Here is a 21,395-nt window from a genome sequence, read left to right on the forward strand (position 1 = left end):
GACCAGGACGTGTCGTCCGCCCCGGCGTTGCGTCAGCCTCTCACCCCCGGGTGACGAACCGGTTGCGCTTTCCCGGCGTGGGCCTCAGGCGGCCCAGTCGCCGAGCGCACCCTCCAGCGCACCGAGGGCGGCGTCGAGCAACGGCCATCGTTCGTCCGGTGGGCAGCCGGCGGCCTGCCATCGCGCGCCGACGGCCTCGACGAACCCGACCCAGCCCCGGAGCGCCCAGTCGTGTCGACTCCCCTCGCCCGGGCGGAGCTGCTCGCGTACCACCTCCACCAGCTCGGCCCAGGCGTCCCGGCGGAGCGCGACCACGGCCGGTGGCTCCCCCGCCGTGTCCACCAGCGGCACCCCGGCCCCGGTGCGCCGCTCGAGGTGGTCCAGCAGGACGAGCACGGCGGCGCGCACGGCGTCGCGGGCGGAGCTGCCCGGGGGCAGCGCGGCCAGGGCGCGGGATCGATCGGCCGCCAGGTCGTCCAGGGCCGCGCGGACCACCGCGGTGTAGAGCTCCGCCTTCCCGGGGAAGTACCGGTAGACCAACGCCTCGGACGCCCCGGCGGTCTCGGCGATCGCGGCGACCGTCGCGCGGGGATACCCGGACGCGAGGAAGGTGTGGCGGGCGGCGACCAGGATGGCCGCGCGCCGCTCGGCGGGGTCGAGGCGTACCCGGGGGGCGCGGTCCTGGCGGGGCATGACCACCAGCTTAGTGAGCTACGCTCACTGCGCTACTCAGTCCGACTCACTAGGAGGCACCCCCGTGCGTTTCCAGGACGCGATCCTCTGGCAGGTCTATCCGCTGGGCTTCTGCGGCGCCCCGATCCGGGAAGCGGCGACGCCCGCCCCGCGGCTGCGCCGCCTGCTGAACTGGCTCGATCACGCCGTCGAGCTCGGCACCTCCGGTCTGCTGCTCGGCCCGGTCTTCGCCTCCAGCACCCACGGGTACGACAGCCTCGACCAGTTCGCCGTCGACCCCCGCCTGGGCACCGAGCAGGATCTGGCCGATCTCGTCGAGGCGTGCCACGACCGCGGCCTGGTCGTGGTGCTGGACGGGGTGTTCAACCACGTCGGGCGGGATCACCCCCGGTTCCGCCAAGCCCTGCTCGACGGACCGGACGGTCCCGACGCCGACCTGTTCGCGGTCGACTGGGCCGCGGAGGGCGGTCCGCACGCCGCCGTGTTCGAGGGCCACGACGCCCTGGTCGCGCTGAACCACTCCTCCGCCGCGGCGCGGGAGTACGTCCGGTCGGTGATGGAGTACTGGCTGGAGCGCGGCATCGACGGATGGCGGCTGGACGCGGCCTACACCGTGGACCCGACGTTCTGGGCGGCCGTCCTGCCCGCCGTCCGCGAGCGGCACCCGGATGCCTGGTTCGTCGGGGAGGTCATCCACGGTGACTACGCCGACTTCGTCCGGCGGTCCGGAGTCGACACCGTCACCCAGTACGAGCTGTGGAGCTCGGTCGGGAACGCCATCGCATCGCGGAACTTCTTCGAGCTGGACTGGACCCTGCAGCGGCACAACGCCTTTCTGGCCGACTTCGTCCCGGCGACGTTCATCGGCAACCACGACGTCACCCGGATCGCCAGCACCGTCGGCGAGGACCGCGCCGTCCTCGCGCTGGCCGTGCTGATGACCGTGGGCGGCATCCCCACCGTGTACGCCGGTGACGAGTTCGGCTACACCGGTGTGAAGGAGGAACGGGAGGGCGGCGACGACGCCGTCCGCCCCGAGTTCCCCGACACCCCCGGCGATGTCGCACCGTGGGGGGCATCCGTCCTGCAGGCGCACCGTCAGCTCATCGCCCTGCGCCGCCGGTACCGGTGGCTCGTCACCGCGACCACCACCGCCGAGGAGCTGACCAACACCCGCTACCGCTACCGGGTGCGGGCGGCCGGGGGTTCCGACGAGCTGCTGGTCGAGCTGGACATCGGCGATCGACCGTCCGGGCGGATCCTGGCCGGCGACCGGGTCGAATGGTCCACCGCCGGGTGACATGCGCTGCCGCGCAGGCGTTCCGCGACGATGGCCGGATCGAGCTGCGGGGGTAGCGGAGCCCCACGGCGGCACCGTCCACCGATCGGGGGACACCACGCTTCCTCCCCCGCGGGGCACGACCGGCGGACGGGGGGCGGGGGCGGACGCGACGAGGGTGATCCCAGGCCAGGAACAGCCTGACCCCGGACGAGCGAGGCACCGGATGAGCATCGATCTCCTCCCCCGGCGGGCGGACCATCACCCGTCGACCACCGGCGGACGCGCGAGCCGCCCGGTCACCCACGTCGTGGACCTGCCGCCCGTCTCGGCGGAGCATCGGCTCGCCGGGAGTCGCTTCACCCCGTTCCACCGGCTGATCGTCACCGGCCTCGTGGTGAACGTCGTCACCGCGATCGTTCTGGCCCTGAGCGCACCGACCGCGGCCCAACTGCTCGCCGCTACGATCACGGCAGCGTCCGTCAACATGTGCATGGCGGTGCTCATCCGGCACCAATACGTGGTCAACGCGCTGTTCGCTTTGGCCACCCGCGCCCCGCTCAGCTGGCCGCCGCGGGTGCGGGCCGCCCTGGCCAAGGTGTACCAGGTCGGCGGCGGAGTCCATGTGGGGTGCGCGATCTCGGCCACGGCCTGGTTCTCCGCCTTCACCCTGGTGCTGCTCACCCACCCGGAGATCGGTTCTGCCGCCGGCGTGCGGGACATGCTGGTCGGCGTCGCCGTCGCCATCGCGGCGGACCTGATCCTGGTGGCGCTCTGCGCCCGCCCGTCGATGCGCGAGCAGCACCATCACGTCTTCGAGTTCACCCACCGGTACGGCGGCTGGCTGGCCCTGACCCTGTTCGTCCCGCTGACCTTCCTGGTGGCGATCGACAACGGGGGGAACGTCCTGGACGCGGTGCTCGGGTCGCCGAACACCTGGATCCTGGCGACCCTGATCGTCGGGGCGGCCATCCCGTGGCTGCAGCTGCGCCGGGTGCCGGTCGAGGTGACCCGGCCGTCGGACCACGTCGCCCTGGTCCGCTTCCCCACCGAGCCGCGTCCGCGGACCGGCTCGGCCTCCCGGGTCTCCCGCACCCCGCTCGGCGAGTGGCACGCCTTCGCGAACATGGTCGACCCCGGCGAGCCCGGCTTCCGGATGGCGATCTCGAAGGCCGGCGAGTGGACCTCCGAGCTCATCGCCGACCCGCCGGAACACCTGTGGCTGCGGGGCGTGCCCACCACCGGCGTCGGCACCTGCGCCCGCCTGTTCACCAAGGTCGTCTGGGTGACCACCGGCAGTGGCATCGCCCCCTGCCTGCCCCACCTGCTGAACGACCCCACGCCGACCAAGCTGGTCTGGGTCACCCGCCACCCGGAGCGGACCTACGGCGCCGAGCTGGTCGGGCAGATCCTCAGCACCCAGCCCGACGCGACGCTGTGGAACTCCGACGAGCTGGGCAAGCCGGACCTGGCCGAACTCGCCTACCAGGCGTACGTGGAGTCGGGCGCCGAGGCCGTCATCTGCATCTCCAACAAGGCCGCCACCACCGACCTCGTCCGCCGGCTGCAGCAGCGCGGCATCCCGGCGTTCGGTCCCATCTGGGACTCCTGAACCGGGCGGCCCGGGACGCGGGAAGGCGAGAGCCGGAGCGGCGTGGTGCCGCTCCGGCTCTCGTGATCGTTCGGGTGGGGCGGGACACCTCTCTGCGCAACCCTCGGGCTCAGCCCTCCGGCTTGTTCGGCACACCGGCGGTGGGGGTCTTGCCGGCCGGCTGCTGGGCGGCGTTGTACGACGGGGGCGTGGCCGGGGTGGCGTTCACCAGCGTGATGGGCGACGGGGTGCCGTCGGACGGCGGTCGGATCGCGGCGACGACGTCGGCCACCGCGATGGCGGTGACCACCCCGACCGTGGCCCAGGCCCGGCCGCGCCGGCTGCCGGTGGCGCCCACTGCGGACACCAGGGCCAGCGGGACGTCCATCGCGTCACCGGCGACCCGGGCCCACAGCATGGCCGGTGACGGGGCGACGAACAGACCCGCGGACACTGCGAGCTCGCGCGCCCCGATCGATCGCAGCAGCACCCGGTTCCGCAGCCGGGGCGTCGCCCCGATGAGCCGGGCGACCGCACCGGGAACGACCGCGGGCGCGACACCGAGGGCGGCGGACAGAACCCCGAAGGAACGGGTGAGGGTGGTGTAACCGGTCGAGGTGTTCGGCATGACGCTCCTAGCGGGACCGCCGCGGCGGTCCGGTTCGTGCGCAGCCGTGCCCACTGCGTTGTCCGATGGGCAACGGCGGGGACGCTCCCCCGGTACCGCGTCCCGTCCGCCGCCAAACAGCCCACCGGTGCAACGCTCGCCACACTCTTGTCAGAACAGGCGGTAGCTCGACCGGGAGACCTGGAAGCCGGCCCCGCTGGTCAGACTGCGACAGGTCACGCCGGTGGTCTCGCTGACGCAGGTCGTCGCCCCGGGTGTGAGGGACGAGCCGTACGGGAGAGGAGGCGTGCCGTCGGACGAAGGAGACCCGTCGGACCCCGCAGAGCTCCAGTCGCAGTAATCGAGCAAGTCACCCTTGCTGTCGGGCGGGGTGGTCCTGAGATCGGACGTCTGTCCGGCGTTGTGGACGCTGAAGGAGAGCGTCAGGGCCGGCGTCGGTTCCTCGCAGGTCACATGGGGGAAGTCGGCCTCCTCGATCACGCAGTCCGCACCGGGAACCCCTTTGTCGGCCATCACGCAGCTGATGTTGCCCGACGGGGACACGAAATGGATCATGCCCGGGACCTCGACCTGGGTGTCGTCCACCCGGAACGCCTGCGGGTCGGCGGGGATCGGTTCGGCCGCCGGAGGTACCGACGTCGGGGCGGGGGTCGGCGGAACACCCGTCGCGGCACTGGGTGGCGAGGGCTCCGGCGAGTCGGGCGCGGCCGGGGGTGTCTCCACCGGAGCAACGGGCGGCCGATCCGGCGTGGGGGTCGACAGCGGGACGGTGGCGGACGGAGCAGGCGATGTGGTGGCCCCGCCCGTCGTCGGGGCGGAGGGTGTTGCGGGAGCGTCACCGCTCGTGACCGGCACGGTGGGGGCGATCGCCGGCGACGAGCTGGTCCCGTCGGCGAGCAGCAGGGTGGCGGACACCCCGACCAGCGCGACGACGACGGCGACCGCGGCGGCGAGCAGCGCGGTCGTCCACCCCCGACGACGGGCGGGAGCGGCGAGCGGGAGGACGGCGAACGGTTCCGTGGGTGCCGCCCCGGAGGCGAGCTCGGTCATCACGCGCCGCAGTTGGGCGTCATCGACGGGTTCGAGCGGGTACCGGTCGGTCAGGGCCGCCCGCAGCCTCGCCTCGGCGGTCGCGTCGGGAATGTCTCGGGTCATCGGAGTTCACCTCGGGAGTGGTCCTGCAGCTGGGGGGCCAGACGCCGCAGGGCGTCGGCACTGATGCGCCGGACGGTGCCGGCGGGGCGGTTCAGGAGGGCGGAGATCTCCTTCACGGGGAGGTCCTCCAGGTAGCGGAGCACCACGATCTGCCGGGCCGTGGCGTCGAGCAGCGCCAGGGCCTGCTCCAGGTCCATCCGCTGCTCGACCTGTCCGTACGCGTCGGAGGTCGTCGCGGTCTCCGGCAGATGCTCGGTGGGCACCTCGCTGACGAGCGCGGACCGGCGGAGTCGGTCGTTGAGCAGGTTGACCGCCGTGCGCCGCAGGTAGGCCCCGGCGCGCGGTCACCCCCGCGAGGTGCGGCGCCGCCCGCAGATAGGCGCCCTGGGCCAGGTCCGAGCCGGCGTCGCGGTCACCGGTCAACGCCCGGCCCAACCTGTTCAGGTAGGCCAGGTCATCGCCGACGGTGTTCGCGTCGATGGGTGGTGGCAGCGCCGGCGGTGCCATCACGGTCCGTTCGTTCATACCCACCAGGACGGGCGGGGCCACAGAAGTGTTCACGCCCGGGGGAGTGTGGACCGTCCCGAACGCCACCGGCAACCGCGCTGGTCCGAAGACCTCCTCCTGCCCGGGGCTTCGAAGTCCGGGTACGAAAGAGCCCCGAGGAGAAGATCTCCTCGGGGCTGTCGATTTGTCGGGATGACAGGATTTGAACCTGCGACCCCTTGACCCCCAGTCAAGTGCGCTACCAAGCTGCGCCACATCCCGGTCGAGCCGATCCGCAGACCGGCGTGCAGAAGCTTACCGCAGCCCCGGGGCCTCCTGATCCAGCCCGGCCGGGCGGCAGGCGCCCACCGGTGCAGGGCACGATCACTCCCGTGCAGGATCAGGGCATGGACACCGTGCGCCTGGGCCTGGCTCTCGCGGTGCTCCTGGTCGTCCTGGTCGCGATCGGGGCGGTGATCACCCGGGCGGCCGGGCTGGGGCCGTGGCGGCAACCGGTGACGGCGTCGGTGCGCGCGGTGCTGCAACTGGCCGGCATCTCGCTGATCATCGCGGTCGTCCTGCGGTCGCTGGTGCTGACCGCGCTGTTCCTGCTGCTGATGGTGGTCGCCGCGGCGGGGACGAGCGCGCGGCGGGTCACCGGGTCGCTCCGGCCGGGCTCGTGGTGGACGGCTCTACCCATCGCCGCCGGGGCGATCCCGACCGTGCTGATCATCGCGGTCAGCGGGGCGGTGCCGCTCGCGCCGGTCGCCGTCCTGCCCACTGCAGGCATCCTCATCGGCGGCGCGATGACGGCCACGTCGCTGGCCGGCCGCCGGGTGGTGGACGAGCTGGACGCGCACCGCGGCGCCTACGAGGCTGCCCTGTCCATCGGGCTGTCCCGGCGGGAGGCGGTCTCCCTGGTCGCCCGACCGGCCGCCGCCACCGCCCTGGTGCCGGGCCTGGACCAGACCCGCACCGTCGGACTGGTGACCCTGCCGGGCGCATTCGTCGGCGTCCTGCTGGCCGGGGCCTCGCCGTGGCAGGCCGGCGCGACGCAGCTGCTCGTGCTGGTCGCGCTGGTGGTGGTGCAGGTCGTCGCGGTGGCCGTCACCGTCGAGCTGTTCTCCGCCGGTCTCCTCCCCGCCGCCGACGGCCCGCTGCCGGAATGAGCGACCGCGGTGTTTACACCGTCAGGGCGGCGTTCGACCTGGGTAAACTCGACGCATGTCGTTCATGAAGAAGTTCACCAGCATCGGCGGGCTCATCGCCCTCGCCCAGTCCCCCGCCGGCAAGAAGGCCATCGCCAAGGCCCAGCAGCTCGCCTCGGACCCGAAGAACAAGCAGAAGATCGCCGACCTCACCAGCAAGATCACCAAGAGGGGTCAGACCCCGCCGCCCGCGGCCCGCTGATCCGGCAGTGCGGGTGGGTGGGGCGGCGGGTCGGGGTCACTTCCGGCCCGACCGCTTCTCCCGCACGCGCACGTTCACCCGCACCGGCGACCCGGTGAACGCGAAGTCCTCGCGCAGGCGTCGCTCGATGAAGCGGCGGTAGCCCGCCTCCAGGAACCCGGTGGTGAACAGCACGAACGTCGGCGGCCGGTTCGCCGCCTGCGTCGCGAACAGCACGCGAGGCTGCTTGCCGCCGCGTACGGGCGGCGGGGTGCCCTGGATGAGCTCGGCCAGCCAGCCGTTCAGGCGACCGGTCGGGATGCGCCGGTCCCACGACTCCAGCGCGGTCCGCAGGGCCGGGGCCAGCCGGTGGGTGGCCCGCCCGGTCAGCGCCGAGATGTTGATGCGCTGGGCCCACTGCACCCGCACCAGGTCCCGCTCGAGCTCGCGGTTGGAGTCCTCCCGGCGCTCGGCGTCGACCAGGTCCGCCTTGTTCAGCGCGATGACCAGCGCCCGGCCCGACTCGATGACCATGGTGATGACCCGCTGGTCCTGCTCGGTCAGCGGCTCGGACGAATCGATGAGCACGATGGCCACCTCGGCCGACTCCAGCGCCGTCTGCGTCCGCAGCGAGGCGTAGAACTCCATGCCCTTGGCCTGGTGCACCCGGCGGCGCAGACCCGCGGTGTCCACGAAACGCCAGACCTCGCCGTCGATCTCGACCAGGGAGTCGACCGGGTCGATGGTGGTGCCGGCCATCGCGTTGACCACCGAGCGGGAATCGCCGGCCAGCTTGTTCAGCAGCGAGGACTTGCCCACGTTGGGCTTGCCGAGCAGGGCCACGCGTCGCGGGCCGATGTTGCCGCCCCCGGAGAACTCCGACGGGGTGGCCGGCAACGCGGCCAGCATCGCGTCCAGCAGGTCGCCGGAACCGCGGCCGTGCAACGCCGAGACCGGGTGCGGCTCCCCCAGTCCGAGGGTCCACAGCGAGGCCACGTCACCGACGACGCGCTCGTCGTCGACCTTGTTGGCGGCGAGGATGACCGGGCGCTTCGAGCGGCGCAGCACCTTGGCCATGGCCTCGTCGGTGGCGGTCGCCCCGACGGAGGCGTCGACGACCATCATCACGGCGTCGGTGGTCAGCATGGCGCGCTCGGCCTGCGCGGCCACGTCACCCTGGAGGCCCTTGGCGTCGGGCTCCCACCCACCGGTGTCGACCACGGTGAACTTGCGCCCACCCCAGAGCGCCTCGTAGGACACCCGGTCGCGGGTCACCCCGGGGATGTCCTGCACGACGGCCTCGCGGCGGCCGATGATGCGGTTGACCAGCGAGGACTTGCCGACGTTGGGTCGACCGACGACGGCCAGGGTCGGTGTCGGGACGGTCGGCTCGAACGCGCCGTCACCGTCCAGCCCGTCCTCCCAGGCCGCGAACTCCGACTCGTCGGACCAGGTGCCGATGGCGGCGGAATCCCCGTCGGGGAAGTACGAGGGGTCGCCGAGTTCGCCGGCGGAACCGGCGGTCGAGCCGGTGGAGGAGGGGGTGCTGTCGTCGATCACACCCCCCATCATCCCCGCTGGACGGTCCGACGCGAACCCGATCAGCCACGCACCCGGTCGCAGCGGGGCAGGTCACAGCGTTCGCGCACAGCTGTTCGCCGGAAGCCGAGGGTCCGGCGGGAGACATCCAGGTGCCCGGTCAGTGCCGGCGGTCCACCGATCCGGCGGCCAGATCCTCGTCCAGCGTGCGGACCAGCGCGGCCAGGTGCTCGCGGATGCCGTCGGTGGCCGCGGCGACCGCGGTGCGGCTGGCGCCCTGCTCCACCGCGAACGGCTGGCCGACGAGCACCTCCACGCGGGGGCGGAACCGGCGCCGGACGCCGGACGGCCGGGACACCCCGCGGACGGCCACCGGCACGATCGTCGCGCCCGACCGGGCGGCGAGCCAGCCCGCGCCGGCGAACACCGTGGCCACGTCACCCTGGCCGCGGGTGCCCTCGGGGAACACACCGATCGCCCCGCCCGCCTGGAGCTGGGCCAGCGAAGCCAGCAGCGGGATGCGGTCGGGCTTGTCCCGGACCAGGGCGTACTGGCCGACGTGCTTGAGCAACCACCCCAGTGGGCCGGTCACCGCCTCGGCCTTGACCAGGAACGACAGCCGTCGAGGGAACGCCCCGAACAGCACCGGGCCGTCCATGAAGTTCGTGTGGTTGGCCACCATGACCAGCGGGCCGGTGGCGGGGACCCGATCCCGGCCGCGGACGTGCAGCCGGTACAGGGCGGCGCCCAGCGCGATGCCGATGCGCCGGCCGCGGTCCATGCCCCGGGGTGAGGAGTGCTGGGGAACCGGGTCACCCCGGCCCTCCAGGTTCAGGAACCTCATCGCGGCAGGTCCGAGGACACACCGCTCACGAGATGCCCCGTTCGGCCGCGAGGGTCAGCACCGCACGAACGGTCTCCCGCAGTTGCATGGACGACGAATCGAGCACCACCGCGTCCGGCGCGGCCTGCAGCGGAGCGTGCGAGCGGGTGCTGTCCATCGTGTCCCGGCGGGCCAGGTCGCGCTCCACGTCGGCCAGACCGGGGCCGGCCTGACCGGCCGGGGCCCCGGCGTGCACGGCGCGGGCCGCGTTCTGGTCGAAGCGTCGACGAGCCCGTTCGGCGGCGTCCGCGGTCAGGTAGATCTTCACGGTCGCATCGGGGGCGATGACGGTGCCGATGTCGCGCCCCTCCACCACCATCCGTCCGGACATGGCCAGGGTGCGCTGCACCGTGAACAGGTGCTGGCGCACCACCGGGTTGGCCGACACCGGGGTGACCGCGAGGGTGACCTCGGGGCCGCGGATCTGCTCGCTGACGTCCTCGCCGTCCAGATGATGACGCTGGTGGTCGGGATCGGTCGGCGGGTCCAGGCGCAACGCCGTGATCAGGTCGGCGACCGCGTCCGTGTCCTGCGGGTCGAGCCCGGCCCGCAGCACGGCCAGGGCGGCGATCCGGTACAGCGCACCGGTGTCCAGGTACCCGGCCTGCAGCTCGGTGGCCACTCGCCGCGAGACGGTCGACTTCCCGGTGCCGGACGGCCCGTCGATGGCGATGACGAACGTCCCCGCCGGGGTGGGGGCCGCACTCACAGGTCGACCGCCTTGTACAGCAGCGCGATCTCCACCGGGCTGAGCTTGCGCAGCGTCCCGGGACGCTGGTGACCGAGCTGCAGTTCGCCGATCTGGGTGCGGACCAGCCGGGACACCGGGTGCCCGGCCGCGTCCAGCAGTCGGCGGACGATGTGCTTGCGGCCCTCGTGCAGGACGACCTCGACCACCGCCCGCTGGGCGTGCACGTCGACGATCTCGAAGGAATCGACCTTGGCCATGCCGTCCTCGAGCTCGATGCCCTTCTTCAGGCGACGGCCCAGGTCACGCGGGACCGGGCCGGGGATCTCGGCCATGTACGTCTTGGCCACGCCGTAGGACGGGTGGGTCAACCGGTGGGCGAGCTCGCCGTCGTTGGTGAGCAGCAGCAGTCCCTCGGAGTCGCGGTCCAGCCGGCCCACGTGGAACAGCCGCTCGGTGCGGTCCTCGACGAGCTGGCCGATGTGCGGGCGGTTGTCCTCGTCCTGCATCGTCGACAGCCAGCCGGGCATCTTGTTCAGGGCCAGGTACACCTGGTTCTCCTGCAGGACGACGCGGTTGCCGTCGACGTGCACCACGGCGATGTCCGGGTCGACCCGGCGGCCCTGCTCCTTGACCACCAGCCCGTCGACCTTGACCCGGCCCATCGCGATCATCTCCTCGGCCTTGCGGCGGGAGGCGATCCCGGCGGCGGCCAGCACCTTCTGCAGCCGCACGCCCTCGGCGTTCGCGTCCGTCCCCTCCTTGCCGCCGGACCGGGCCACCCGTCCCGACCGGGCCGGGCGGGCCGGCGGCTGCCCGCTGCGGCCGAACCCGGCGTCCTCGTCGGAGATGTCCTGATCTCGACCGGGTGCCCGGCCCTCGTGCTCGCTCATCAACGTCTGCTTTCCGTGTCGATCGTGTCGATCGTGTCGATCTCGGGGAGCAACGGCCCCAGCGAGGGCAGTTCCTCCAGGTGCGACAGGCCCAGTCGTTCCAGGAACAGCTCGGTCGTCCGGTACTGCATGCCGCCGGTGTCGCTGTCCGGTCCGGCCTCCTCGATCAGGCCGCGGGCGGTCAACGTCCGGACCACCCCGTCCACGTTGACCCCGCGCACCGCGGCGATGCGCGACCGGGTCACCGGCTGGCGGTAGGCGACCACGGCCAGGGTTTCCAACGCCGCCCGGGACAGCCTGGTCTGCGTTCCGTCCAGGACGAACCGCTCCACCACCGGCGCGAACCGGTCCCGCGTGTAGAGGCGCCAGCCACCGCCGATCTCCCGCAACTCGATCCCCGACCCGCGCTGCGTGTAGTGCGCGGCGAGGTCGAGCAGTTCGGACCGTACCCGGTCGGCGGGGTGCCCCACCGCCGTGGTCAGCGCCGATTCGGTCACCGGGGAGTCCACGACGAGCAGCACCGCCTCCAGTGCGCCGGCCAGATCGTGGTCGGCGACCACCGGGCCACCGACGGGCAGCGACAGCTGGGTCTCGGGCTCGGGGGTGTCGGAAGGGACGCCCACGGGAAGGTCGGCAGGCCCGTCGGCGGGGGTCGTGCCGCCGGCGGTCGATCCGGGCGCCGACCCGGGGACGGACTCGGGGGCGCTCACTCGTACTCCTCCTCGGTACCGGCCGAGGACCGGGCACCGGCGCCGGTCCAGCGGACGGTCAACTCGCCCAGCGGTTCGGGCTGCTGGAAGGCCACCGCGGACTCCCGGTACAGGTTGAGCAGCCCCAGGAAACGGGCCACCACCTCGAGCACCTGGGTGCATCCGGCGGTGAGTTCCCGGAAGTCGGCCACTCCGCGATCCACGAGCATGGCCCTGATCACCGCGGTGTGTTCGGCGACCGACACCGGCGAGGCGTGGATGTGGTCGATGTTGACCGTGGGCGGCGGCTTGGGCCGGAACACCGCCGCGGCCAGCTCGGCGAACGCGGTGGCGTCCATGCCGATGCGCACCTCGGGCAGCAGGCCCAGGTACCGCTCCTCCAGGGTGACCGCCCGCGGGTAGCGCCGTAGAGCGCCGGACTCCAGCTCGGCGAACAGCATCGCGACCTGCTGGTAGGCCCGGTAGGCCAACAGTCGGGCGAAGAGCAGGTCCCGGGCCTCCAGCAGCTCCAGGTCCTCGGGGTTGTCGGCCTCCGGATCGGGCAGCAGGCGCGCGGCCTTCATCTCCAGCAGGGTGGCCGCGACGACGAGGAACTCGGTGACCTGGTCGAGGCTCCAGTCGCTGCCGGCACCACGGATCAACGCGATGAACTCGTCGGTGACGGTGTGCAGGGCGACCTGGGTCAGGTCCATCCGGCGCTGGCTGATCAGTTGCAGCAGCAGGTCGAACGGGCCGTCGAAGTTCTCCAGGGTGACGTGGAACGACCGGCGGCCCGACACCGGACCGGCGGGCACCGGAGGTGGCTCCGCCTGCCCGGGCGTGGGCGGCCCGTCGACGGGCACATTCTCGGTGACGGTCACCACCGACTCACCGGGCGATCACTTCCCGGGCCAGCGTCCGGTAGGCCTCGGCGCCCGGGGACGACGGCGCGTAGCTGGTGATCGGTTCGCCGGCCACGGTGGTCTCCGGGAACTTGACCGTGCGGGAGATCATCGCGTCGAACACCTGGTCGCCGAACCGTTGGATGAGCAGCGACACCACCTCGCGGGCGTGCACGGTCCGGCCGTCGTACATGGTGACCAGCACCCCGTCGACGGTCAGGTCCGGGTTGATCCGGTCCTGCACCTTGGCCACCGTGTCGACCAGCAGGGCGACACCGCGCAGGGAGAAGAACTCGGCGGCGACCGGCATCAGCACGCCGTGCGCGCAGGCCAGGGCGTTGACCGTGAGCAGCCCGAGGGAGGGCTGGCAGTCGATGAGGATGTAGTCGTAGGCGTGCAGCACCGGACGCAGCGCGCGGGCCAGGGTGTGCTCGCGACCGACCTCGTTGATCAGCTGCACCTCGGCCGCGGACAGGTCGATGTTGGCCGGGATGAGGTCGAGGTTCTCCACCGAGGTCGGCATGAGGACGTCGGTGATCGCCGTCTTCGAGCCCAGCATCAGGTTGTAGATGGTGTGGTCGAGCTCGTGCGAGGCCACCCCGAGCCCGGCGGAGAGCGCACCCTGCGGATCCAGGTCGACCAGCAGCACCCGTCGGCCGTAGCCGGCCAGGGCCGCACCCAGGTTGATGACCGAAGTGGTCTTGCCGACTCCGCCCTTCTGGTTGCAGACGGCGACCACGCGGGCCGGGCCGTGGCTGGTCAGCGGGGCGGGCTGCGGGTCGCGGCCGTTCATCGCGCGGACGGAGGGCGAGGTGGACAGCGAACCCGAGCGGGTCGGTTCGACGGCGGGGGCGGCGGGCATCTCGGGCTCGAACAGGGTGCTGCGGGCCGGTCGCCCGGGCTGCTCCCCCATCGGCTGCTCACCGGTCGACTGCTCCCCGGACGGCTGGTCCGCCGCCGAGTCCGCCCAGTGGGCCTGTCCCGCTTCGCTCATCGCCGTCGCTCCCGTTCTTCCCCGCGGCCGGCCGCGGTCGTCCGCGGTCCGATCGGACCGGTCGTCGGACCGGACCGGTCGAGCCCGAACCGCTCGGCTGCACGACCGGCCTACCCTATGTCCCCACGGCCACGGCGGACCGCAGGCCCAGCCGCCCCGCCGGACCGCCCGGGTGCCGTCCGTCGCCACTTCACCCGTTCGGACCTGCACCGGCGATATCCTTCGCCCGCCGGGCCGGGTGTGACGGGGCCGGATCGATGCGCGACGTGAGCAGCGAGACGTGAGCGGTGACCCGCGAGGGTCCGGGCAGGAAGGCACCGGCATGACGTATCCCTTCGAAGGCGCTGACGGGCGGCTCTACCAGGTGCCCCAGTTCGCCGGGCAGCAACCCGGTCAGGCCTACCCCGGTGCCCAGTACGTGCCGCCGCCGGCCTACGCCGGCGAGGTGTACCGGCCGGCCGCCGTCGTCCTGCCGGCGACCGGGCGGTGGACGGTCAAGCCGGGCCCGTACATCGCCGGGGTCGCGGCCACCGCACTGGTCGCCGCCCTGGTCGCACTCATCGGCGAACTCATCGCCGGTGGGCTGCTCAAGCTGAACACGGTGCCGCCCAGGATGTTCGGGCTGACCAACCACTCGCACCGCAGCATCGCCGCCGCCGTGGTCGCCGCCATCGTGCTCGGCATCCTGCTGTGGGTGCTCATCCTGACCAGCCCACAGGCCCGCACGTTCTTCGCATGGATCGCCGGGCTGCTGACCGTGGTCGCCACCCTGCTGCCGTTCACCACCACCGACGTGCTGCGCGACTCGCTGGCCACCGCCGTCATCAACGCGGTCGCCGGGGTGTCCATCCTGGTCCTGCTCAACGGGGTGGCCGGCCGGACGATGATCCCCCGCGCACCGGAACCGGCACCGGAACGCTGATCCTCCGCGGTACGACGAAGGCCGGTCACCCCTGGGGGGTGACCGGCCTTTCGCGTCTCACGCTGCGGAACGTCGTGGTCCGCCGGTCGCTCCGTGACCGGCGGCCCGGGCTCAGCGGGCCTGGAAGGTCAGGCAGTCGGCGACGTCGGCGCCCGCGCCGATCTTCACCGACGGGGCCGAGCACTCGAGCGAGGCGTTGAAGACGCACTCGGCGCGCTGGCAGGCGCCGACCTGGGAGGTGACGCGGCCGAGGCCGCCCTTCGAGGACAGCGGGATGAAGGTGGCGCACTGGGCGTCCGCCCCGGCCCCACCGATCGTGATGGCGAAGGCGTGGCAGCCGGAGTGCTCGTTGTAGGAGCAGCCGGTGGCGGTGCACTCGGTGACGGTGGGCATTTCCAGGGAAGCGGTCATGAGGTCCTCCGGAGCGGTTCGAGACGGTGACCCGACGTCCGCCGTTCGGCGATCGCGTCCGGCCACACCAGGGTGGTCGAGAAGGACGCTAAACCCCGAGAACGATTCGCGCTAGCAAGGTTGTACTGCCTAACTCGCAGGTCAGAGTGGGTATGAGGCAAGGGAACCCTAACCCGACGAGTGGTCAGCGGGCCCGCGGATGGGCCGTCGCGTAGACCTCGCGCAGGGCGTCCACGGTGACCAGCGTGTAGATCTGCGTGGTCGTCACCGAGGCGTGGCCCAGCAGTTCCTGGACCGCGCGCACGTCCGCCCCGCCCTCCAGCAGATGGGTGGCGAAGGAGTGCCGCAGCGTGTGCGGGGACACACCGGCGGCGTCACCCGGGCCCGACCCGCCGGCCGAGGGCCCGACCCCGGCGCGCTCGGCCGCGTCCCGCAGCACCTGCCAGGCGCTCTGCCGGGACAGCCGACCGCCCTGCTGGTTGACGAACAGCGCCGCGGTCCCCCGACCGCGGGCGACGAGCGCCGGCCGCCCGCCGACCCGGTAGGCCTGCACCGCGGACCGGGCGTACGAGCCGACGGGCACGATCCGCTCCTTGGATCCCTTGCCGCGCAACCGGACCACGCTGAGCACCCCGGGTTCGCCCTCCGGACCGGTGGACCGCTGCGCGGGTCCGTCGGCGGTGTCCTGCACGTCGTCCACGTCCAGCCCGACGGCTTCGCTGATGCGGGCGCCGGTGGCGTACAGCAACTCGAGCAGGGCCCGGTCCCGCAGACCGCGGGGCGTGTCGGTGGGCACCGCCTCGAGCACGGCCGTGACCACGTGCACGGGGAGGGCCTTGGGCAACCGGCGGGCCGGTGTCGGCGGGTGCACGTCCCGGGACGCGTCCACCCCGACGGCCCCCTCGGCCAGCAGGAAGCGGTGCCAGCCCCGGACGGCGACGACCGCCCGCGCCGCCGAGGAGGCGGCCAGCGGCGGGCGGTCGGCCGACCCCAGCCGGAGCTCCGCGAGATGGCCGGTGACGAGATCCGCTGTGACGTCGGCGATCTCGGTGATGCCCCGGGCGGCCAGGAAGGCGAGATAGCGCTGCAGGTCCCGCCGGTAGGACAGCAGCGTGTTGCGGGCCGAGCCGCGTTCCACCGTCAGGTGGTCCAGGTAGCCCCGCAGCGCGGCGGTCAGGGCCGGGGACGGCTCCCGCGGGGTGGGCGGTCCCTGCGCCCCCGGGGGATCGGGCGCCGTCCTCGGGCTCACCTGGTCGCGCGGACCGACCGGGACTTCGCTCACGCCCCGGGCACGCCGGGCAGACCGGGCGCCGACCGCGGGGTCCCGCTGCGGTTCACCGTCCAGGCGTCGTCCGGGCCCGGCAGGAAGGCCGCCCGGGCGGTGGCCGCGCCGCTGCGCAGCGCGGCGGTGGCCAGGATGCCGGCCACCGCACTGGCGTTGACGACCAGTCCGTCGAAGGTGGCCTGCACGGCCACGGCGAGCGGCACCCAGACCAGGCGCAGATCGGCCTCCTCGTCGTCCACCGCGGCGTCGCGGCCGACGTCCCGGACCCCCTGGGCCAGGTACACCCGGACGGCTTCGGTGAGGAACCCGGGCGAGGCCACCACATCGACCAGCACCGACCAGTCGTCGGCGGCCAGTCCGGTCTCCTCGGCCAGTTCCCGCGCCGCGGCCTCGTGGGCCGGTTCGCCGTCGGCGTCCATCAGTCCGGCCGGCAGCTCCCACAGCCGACGGCCCAACGGATGCCGGTACTGCTCGATCAGGGCGATCTCCGGTCCGTCCGTCGCCTCCCGCAGGGCGACGACGGCCACGGCCAGATCGTGTTCGACGACCTCCCGCTTGGCGACGCCCCCGCCCGGCATGACGACCTCGTCGACCCGGACGGCGCAGATGGCCCCGTCGTAGACGCGGCGGGTGCCGACGACCGAGAACAGGGGGGCGTCGCTCACCGGGCGGCGGTGGTCTCGAGACCGGCGGCCGGGTCCTGGTCGGCCGACCGCTCGTCGGAACCGATGGGCAGCCGCTCGGACTCCAGGTAGTCCAGGCAGGCGCGGACGAAGGCCTGGAACAGCGGGTGCGGCCGGGTCGGGCGGGACTTGAACTCCGGATGGGCCTGGGTGGCCACGAGGAACGGGTGCAGCGCACGGTCCAGCTCCACGAACTCCACCAGGTGCGAGTCCGGGGAGGTGCCGGACAGCTGCAGCCCGGCGGCCTGGAGGCGATCACGGTAGGCGTTGTTGACCTCGTAGCGGTGCCGGTGCCGCTCGGTGATCGACGTCGATCCGTAGATCTCGGCGACCAGAGAACCCGGGGTCAGCGCGGCCGGGTAGGACCCGAGGCGCATGGTGCCGCCCATGTCCCGCTCGCCGGACACCACGTCGGTCTGATCGGCCATGGTGGAGATGACCGGGTCGACGGCGGTGGGCTCGAACTCCGCCGAGTTCGCCCCGGCGATGCCGGCCAGGTTGCGGGCGGCCTCGATGACGATGCACTGCAGCCCCAGACACAGGCCCAGCAGCGGGATGCGGTTGGTCCGGGCGTAGGTGATCGCGCCGACCTTGCCCTCGATGCCGCGGACGCCGAAGCCACCCGGGATGAGCACGCCCTGCACGTCGCCGAGAGCGGCGGCCGCACCGGCGGCGGTCTGGCACTCGTCGGACGGCACCCAGACGATCTCGACCTTGGCGTGGTTGCCGAAGCCGCCGGCCCGCAGCGCCTCGGTCACCGACAGGTAGGCGTCGGGCAGGTCGATGTACTTGCCGACCAGCGCGATCCGGACGGTCTCCGCCGGATGGTGCACGCGGTCCAGCAGATCGCCCCAGACCGTCCAGTCGACGTCATGGAAGGACAGACCCATGCGGCGGACGACATAGGCGTCCAGGCCCTCGCGGTGCAGCACCCGGGGGATGTCGTAGATCGACGGGGCGTCCGGGGTGGACACCACGGCGTCGGCGTCGACGTCGCACATCATCGAGATCTTGCGCTTGAGGCTGTCCGGGATCTCCCGGTCGGAGCGGCAGACCAACGCATCGGGCTGGATGCCGATGTTGCGCAGCGCGGCCACGGAGTGCTGCGTGGGCTTGGTCTTGAGCTCCCCGGACGGGGCGAGGTAGGGCACCAGGGACACGTGCAGGAAGAAGACGTTGTCCCGGCCGTCCTCGTGCCGGAGCTGGCGGGCCGCCTCGAGGAACGGGAGCGACTCGATGTCGCCGACGGTGCCGCCGATCTCGGTGATGACGATGTCCGGGACGATCCCGTCGACGTCCGGCTCGGACATCGCCCGCAGCTGGTCCTTGATCTCGTTGGTGATGTGCGGGATGACCTGCACGGTGTCGCCGAGGTACTCCCCGCGCCGTTCGCGGGCGATGACCCGGGAGTAGACCTTGCCGGTGGTGACGTTCGCGTCCGCGGACAGGTTGCGGTCCAGGAAGCGCTCGTAGTGGCCGATGTCCAGGTCGGTCTCCGCGCCGTCCTCGGTGACGAAGACCTCGCCGTGCTGGAACGGGTTCATCGTGCCCGGATCGACGTTGATGTACGGATCGAGCTTCTGCATGGTCACCCGCAGACCGCGGGCGGTGAGCAACTGGCCGAGGCTGGACGCCGTCAGGCCCTTGCCCAGGGACGAGGCCACCCCTCCGGTCACGAAGATGTGCTTGGTACTCGTCGACTGCGGCAAGGCAACTCCCGTGTGTCCGAATGCGACGCGCCGGCCTGATGGCCCTCGCTCCCACGGGACTTCACCCTAACAGCAGCGGTTCACCCTGGGCCGAACACGCCCGCGAGGTGCCCGCGCGGCCGTCCCCGCCGCATTTTCCCAGCCGGATCCTGGCCACCCCGACCGACACGAACGCCCGCGTGGGCATGTCCGTCCGGACATGCCCACGCGGGCGCGGTGGGAGCGAGTGGAGGAGCGGTCAGCCGTTGACGGCCAGCGTCGGGACCTGGGCCTGGGCGTTGTCGCCGAGGCCGTAACGACCCACCCCGCCGCCGTTCTGCTCGACCAGCGCGAGCACGGTGGCCAGCCGGCCGGAGGCGGTGTCCACGTCGTCGACGGTGCTCACCGCGGAGCTGGCGGCGGTGTCCGTGCGGACGACCCCGACCGACCCGGTGGCGACCTGGGATCCCGTGCGGCCGGTGAGGACCACGCCCTGCGCGCTCTGGGCGAGCTGGGCGGCGAGATCGGCCACGACGGTGGCCCTGTCCGCCTCCGACCCACCGGTCAGCGCACCGCCGGTCAGGATGATCACGCTGCGGCCGGCGGCCGGGGTGCCGGACGGGACGACGAAGCCGCCGCCGGACAGCGCGGACAGACCGGCGGTGGTCGCCTCGGGGGTGGCCGGCGCGGTGCCGTCCTCCTTGCCGATCAGCAGCGCGGCGAGCAGGCCGCCGGCGGTGGCGCCGACCTTGCCGGTCTCCGGCAGGGTGGCCCCGGCGGGGAGCGAGCTCGCGGCCAGCGACCGCAGGTCCTCGGCGCGCGCCGGGTCGGTGAAGTCGGCGGTCAGCTGCAGCTGTCCGCTGACGGTGGCGCCCGCCCGGTCCAGCAGGGACAGCACGGCGTCCCGGTCGGCCGGGTCGGCGTCGTTGGTGGTGATGAGCACGACGGAGGCGTCGGGCAGGGTGCCGCGCACGGTCAACGCGGCGACCGAGGCGGCGAACTTCTCGTCGGAGGTGACCCGGGCGCTGAGCTCGGCGTTGGTGTCGTTGAGCGAGGACACGTCGGAGCTCAGCGTGTCCTTGTCGCCCTGCAGCCCGGCCAGCAGCGGCGAGCTGATCTTGGTGGCGCCCAGGACGACACCCAGGGCCAGGGCCAGGAAGATCGCCGTCAGGGAGACGATGTGATAGCGCATGGAGATCACTGGAACAACCCCTTCACCCAGGCGTACGCCTGGTCCCACCACTGCCGCAGCAGGTCGCCGTACGTGCCGGTCACATCGGAGATCATCAGAGCGGCCACGATCGCGGCCGCCGCCGCCAGCACCAGGAACAGCACCAGCAACCAGGAGATGCGCGCGCGGTACAACGCGGCCACCGCGGAGGCGTCGACGATCTTGTTCGCCACCCGCATGCGGACCAGGAAGGTGGACGCGCCCCGACCGCGGTCGAGCAGATCGGTCAGCCCGGTGCGGATCCCGACGGTGACGATCAGCCCTGCCTCGTGGGCGTCCACGAGCAGCAGGGCCAGATCCTCGGTGGTCCCGGCGGCCGGGAAGGTGACCGCGCCGACGCCGAGGTCCTGCAGGCGCTCCAGGCCGGGGGCGTGGCCGTCGACATGCGCGGGGAGCACCACCTCGGCGCCGCTGCGCAGGGTCTCGGGCTCGATGTGCTCGGGGTTGCCGATGATCAGGTCGGGCTTGTAGCCGGCGGCGCGCAGGGCATCGGCCCCGGCGTCCACCCCGACCAGCACGGGCTTGTCGTCGGCGATGTACTTCCGCAGCGACTTGAGCTGGGCCTTGGTGTCCGCGGACTGCGCCACGAGCAGCACCTGCCGCCCCTTGAGCGCGGTGCTCACGGGCGGGATGCCGATGCCGTCGAGCAGCAGCGACCGCTCGCGCTTCATGTACTCGATGGCATTGGCCGCGAACGCCTCGAGCTGGGCGGACATGCCCGTCTTGGCCTCGATCATCAGATCCGAGACCGACTCGGTGGTCTGCTCGATGCCGACGGCGACCGGCTCCTCCCCGAGGAAGATGGTGCCGCCGTCGATGCGGATCTTGGCGCCGTCCTTGAGCCGGGTGAAGACCTTGTCCCCGACCTCGTCCACCAGCACGATGCCGGCCGCGACCAGGATCTCCGGACCGACGTTCGGGTACCGGCCGGAGATGGACGGTGCCGCGTTCACGACGGCGGTGATCCCGGCCCGCACGAGGGCGTCGGCGGTGGACCGGTCGATGTCGGGCTGGTCGATGACGACGATGTCGCGGTGCCCGACCCGGCTCAGCAGGGACTCGGTCCGGCGGGAGACGCGTGCCACGCCTGTGACACCGGGCAACGCGCGTGACTGGCGTGACAGAAGTTTCATGTGGGCATGGTGGCAGCAGGGTGGGGGGATCTGGGGGAGGCAGGGCAGGTGTCGTCACGTGACGCCCGCCGCCCGCGCACGGGATCACCCGATCGGGGGGCGGCCCGGCCAGGGCGGAGGACGACCGGATCGGATCACCCCAGGGCTCGTGCCGGGGCGTCGGCGGTCCCGCCGCCGGCGGGATCGGCGGGGGGTCAGCGGGGGGTCAGCGGGGGCGGTCCGGATGCGCCGGG

Annotated in this window: 22 protein-coding genes and 1 tRNA gene; 5 read left to right on the forward strand and 18 right to left on the reverse strand. The window is 72.6% G+C overall.

Going from position 1 to position 21,395, the window contains the following annotated elements:
* Positions 1-84: 84 nt before the first annotated feature.
* Entirely contained in the window at positions 85-693 is a 609-nt protein-coding gene (locus J2S58_RS05985) for a TetR/AcrR family transcriptional regulator (RefSeq protein WP_205258379.1), read from the reverse strand.
* Positions 694-757: 64 nt separating this feature from the next.
* Between J2S58_RS05985 and J2S58_RS05990 the strand changes: the two genes are divergently transcribed.
* Positions 758-1,993, forward strand: coding sequence for an alpha-amylase family protein (locus J2S58_RS05990; RefSeq protein WP_306826580.1), 1,236 nt, complete (start codon positions 758-760; stop codon positions 1,991-1,993).
* 205 nt (positions 1,994-2,198) lie between these two features.
* Positions 2,199-3,584 carry a hypothetical protein gene (locus J2S58_RS05995; RefSeq protein WP_205258377.1) on the forward strand — a complete coding sequence of 462 codons (1,386 nt, stop codon included), beginning with the start codon at positions 2,199-2,201 and terminating at the stop codon, positions 3,582-3,584.
* Between the two features lie 109 nt (positions 3,585-3,693).
* Here J2S58_RS05995 and J2S58_RS06000 read toward each other — a convergent pair whose 3' ends face one another.
* The 4 genes from J2S58_RS06000 to J2S58_RS06015 all read right to left on the reverse strand — a co-directional run bounded on the left by J2S58_RS06000 (position 3,694) and on the right by J2S58_RS06015 (position 6,114).
* A complete protein-coding gene (locus tag J2S58_RS06000) occupies positions 3,694-4,191 on the reverse strand; it encodes a hypothetical protein (RefSeq protein ID WP_205258376.1) in 498 nt (165 codons plus the stop codon).
* Positions 4,192-4,341: 150 nt separating this feature from the next.
* Entirely contained in the window at positions 4,342-5,346 is a 1,005-nt protein-coding gene (locus tag J2S58_RS06005; RefSeq protein WP_205258375.1) for a hypothetical protein, read from the reverse strand.
* Positions 5,343-5,672 carry an RNA polymerase sigma factor gene (locus J2S58_RS06010; RefSeq protein WP_205258465.1) on the reverse strand — a complete coding sequence of 110 codons (330 nt, stop codon included), beginning with the start codon at positions 5,670-5,672 and terminating at the stop codon, positions 5,343-5,345. Before J2S58_RS06010 ends, J2S58_RS06005 begins: the two co-directional genes overlap by 4 nt.
* Positions 5,673-6,040: 368 nt before the next feature.
* Positions 6,041-6,114 (reverse strand) — tRNA-Pro (locus tag J2S58_RS06015).
* A gap of 125 nt (positions 6,115-6,239) precedes the next feature.
* On the opposite strand from J2S58_RS06015, the gene J2S58_RS06020 reads away from it, so the two are divergent.
* Complete coding sequence (locus J2S58_RS06020) at positions 6,240-7,001, forward strand: ABC transporter permease (protein ID WP_205258374.1); 762 nt, start codon at positions 6,240-6,242, stop codon at positions 6,999-7,001.
* 55 nt (positions 7,002-7,056) lie between these two features.
* Positions 7,057-7,242, forward strand: coding sequence for a hypothetical protein (locus tag J2S58_RS06025; RefSeq protein ID WP_205258373.1), 186 nt, complete (start codon positions 7,057-7,059; stop codon positions 7,240-7,242).
* 36 nt (positions 7,243-7,278) lie between these two features.
* On the opposite strand, the gene der is transcribed toward J2S58_RS06025, so the two are convergent.
* The 7 genes from der to J2S58_RS06060 form a co-directional block, all read right to left on the reverse strand.
* Positions 7,279-8,682 carry a ribosome biogenesis GTPase Der gene (gene der, locus J2S58_RS06030; RefSeq protein ID WP_344470582.1) on the reverse strand — a complete coding sequence of 468 codons (1,404 nt, stop codon included), beginning with the start codon at positions 8,680-8,682 and terminating at the stop codon, positions 7,279-7,281.
* A gap of 238 nt (positions 8,683-8,920) precedes the next feature.
* Positions 8,921-9,604, reverse strand: a complete 684-nt coding sequence (locus tag J2S58_RS06035) for a lysophospholipid acyltransferase family protein (protein ID WP_205258372.1) — start codon at positions 9,602-9,604, stop codon at positions 8,921-8,923.
* Between the two features lie 25 nt (positions 9,605-9,629).
* Complete coding sequence (gene cmk / locus J2S58_RS06040) at positions 9,630-10,352, reverse strand: (d)CMP kinase (RefSeq protein WP_205258371.1); 723 nt, start codon at positions 10,350-10,352, stop codon at positions 9,630-9,632.
* Complete coding sequence (locus tag J2S58_RS06045) at positions 10,349-11,224, reverse strand: pseudouridine synthase (protein ID WP_205258370.1); 876 nt, start codon at positions 11,222-11,224, stop codon at positions 10,349-10,351. Before J2S58_RS06045 ends, cmk begins: the two co-directional genes overlap by 4 nt.
* A complete protein-coding gene (scpB, locus tag J2S58_RS06050; RefSeq protein WP_306826589.1) occupies positions 11,224-11,934 on the reverse strand; it encodes an SMC-Scp complex subunit ScpB in 711 nt (236 codons plus the stop codon). The genes J2S58_RS06045 and scpB overlap by 1 nt, the downstream gene beginning before the upstream one ends.
* Complete coding sequence (locus J2S58_RS06055) at positions 11,931-12,794, reverse strand: segregation and condensation protein A (protein WP_306826590.1); 864 nt, start codon at positions 12,792-12,794, stop codon at positions 11,931-11,933. The genes scpB and J2S58_RS06055 overlap by 4 nt, the downstream gene beginning before the upstream one ends.
* Before the next feature lie 7 nt (positions 12,795-12,801).
* Positions 12,802-13,608, reverse strand: coding sequence for a ParA family protein (locus J2S58_RS06060; RefSeq protein ID WP_205258461.1), 807 nt, complete (start codon positions 13,606-13,608; stop codon positions 12,802-12,804).
* Between the two features lie 523 nt (positions 13,609-14,131).
* On the opposite strand from J2S58_RS06060, the gene J2S58_RS06065 reads away from it, so the two are divergent.
* A complete protein-coding gene (locus tag J2S58_RS06065) occupies positions 14,132-14,731 on the forward strand; it encodes a hypothetical protein (RefSeq protein WP_205258369.1) in 600 nt (199 codons plus the stop codon).
* Between the two features lie 111 nt (positions 14,732-14,842).
* On the opposite strand, the gene J2S58_RS06070 is transcribed toward J2S58_RS06065, so the two are convergent.
* From J2S58_RS06070 to steA, 6 genes are all read right to left on the reverse strand, one after another.
* Positions 14,843-15,142: a DUF1540 domain-containing protein gene (locus tag J2S58_RS06070; RefSeq protein ID WP_205258368.1), complete on the reverse strand. Its 300-nt coding sequence runs from the start codon at positions 15,140-15,142 to the stop codon at positions 14,843-14,845.
* A 184-nt stretch (positions 15,143-15,326) separates the two neighbouring features.
* Positions 15,327-16,391, reverse strand: a complete 1,065-nt coding sequence (locus tag J2S58_RS06075) for a site-specific tyrosine recombinase XerD (protein ID WP_370881855.1) — start codon at positions 16,389-16,391, stop codon at positions 15,327-15,329.
* Between the two features lie 29 nt (positions 16,392-16,420).
* Positions 16,421-17,092 (reverse strand): NUDIX domain-containing protein, encoded by a 672-nt coding sequence (locus J2S58_RS06080; protein WP_306826596.1) that lies wholly within the window; start codon positions 17,090-17,092, stop codon positions 16,421-16,423.
* A complete protein-coding gene (locus J2S58_RS06085; RefSeq protein ID WP_205258367.1) occupies positions 17,089-18,819 on the reverse strand; it encodes a CTP synthase in 1,731 nt (576 codons plus the stop codon). The genes J2S58_RS06080 and J2S58_RS06085 overlap by 4 nt, the downstream gene beginning before the upstream one ends.
* 238 nt (positions 18,820-19,057) lie before the next feature.
* Positions 19,058-19,990: a copper transporter gene (locus J2S58_RS06090; protein WP_205258366.1), complete on the reverse strand. Its 933-nt coding sequence runs from the start codon at positions 19,988-19,990 to the stop codon at positions 19,058-19,060.
* 5 nt (positions 19,991-19,995) lie between these two features.
* On the reverse strand, positions 19,996-21,162 hold the full coding sequence (gene steA / locus J2S58_RS06095; protein WP_205258365.1) for a putative cytokinetic ring protein SteA: 1,167 nt from the start codon (positions 21,160-21,162) through the stop codon (positions 19,996-19,998).
* Between the last annotated feature and the right edge of the window lie 233 nt (positions 21,163-21,395).

Origin of the sequence: Nakamurella flavida (genome assembly GCF_030811475.1) — a bacterium.
In the GTDB taxonomy this organism is placed as follows: domain Bacteria; phylum Actinomycetota; class Actinomycetes; order Mycobacteriales; family Nakamurellaceae; genus Nakamurella; species Nakamurella flavida.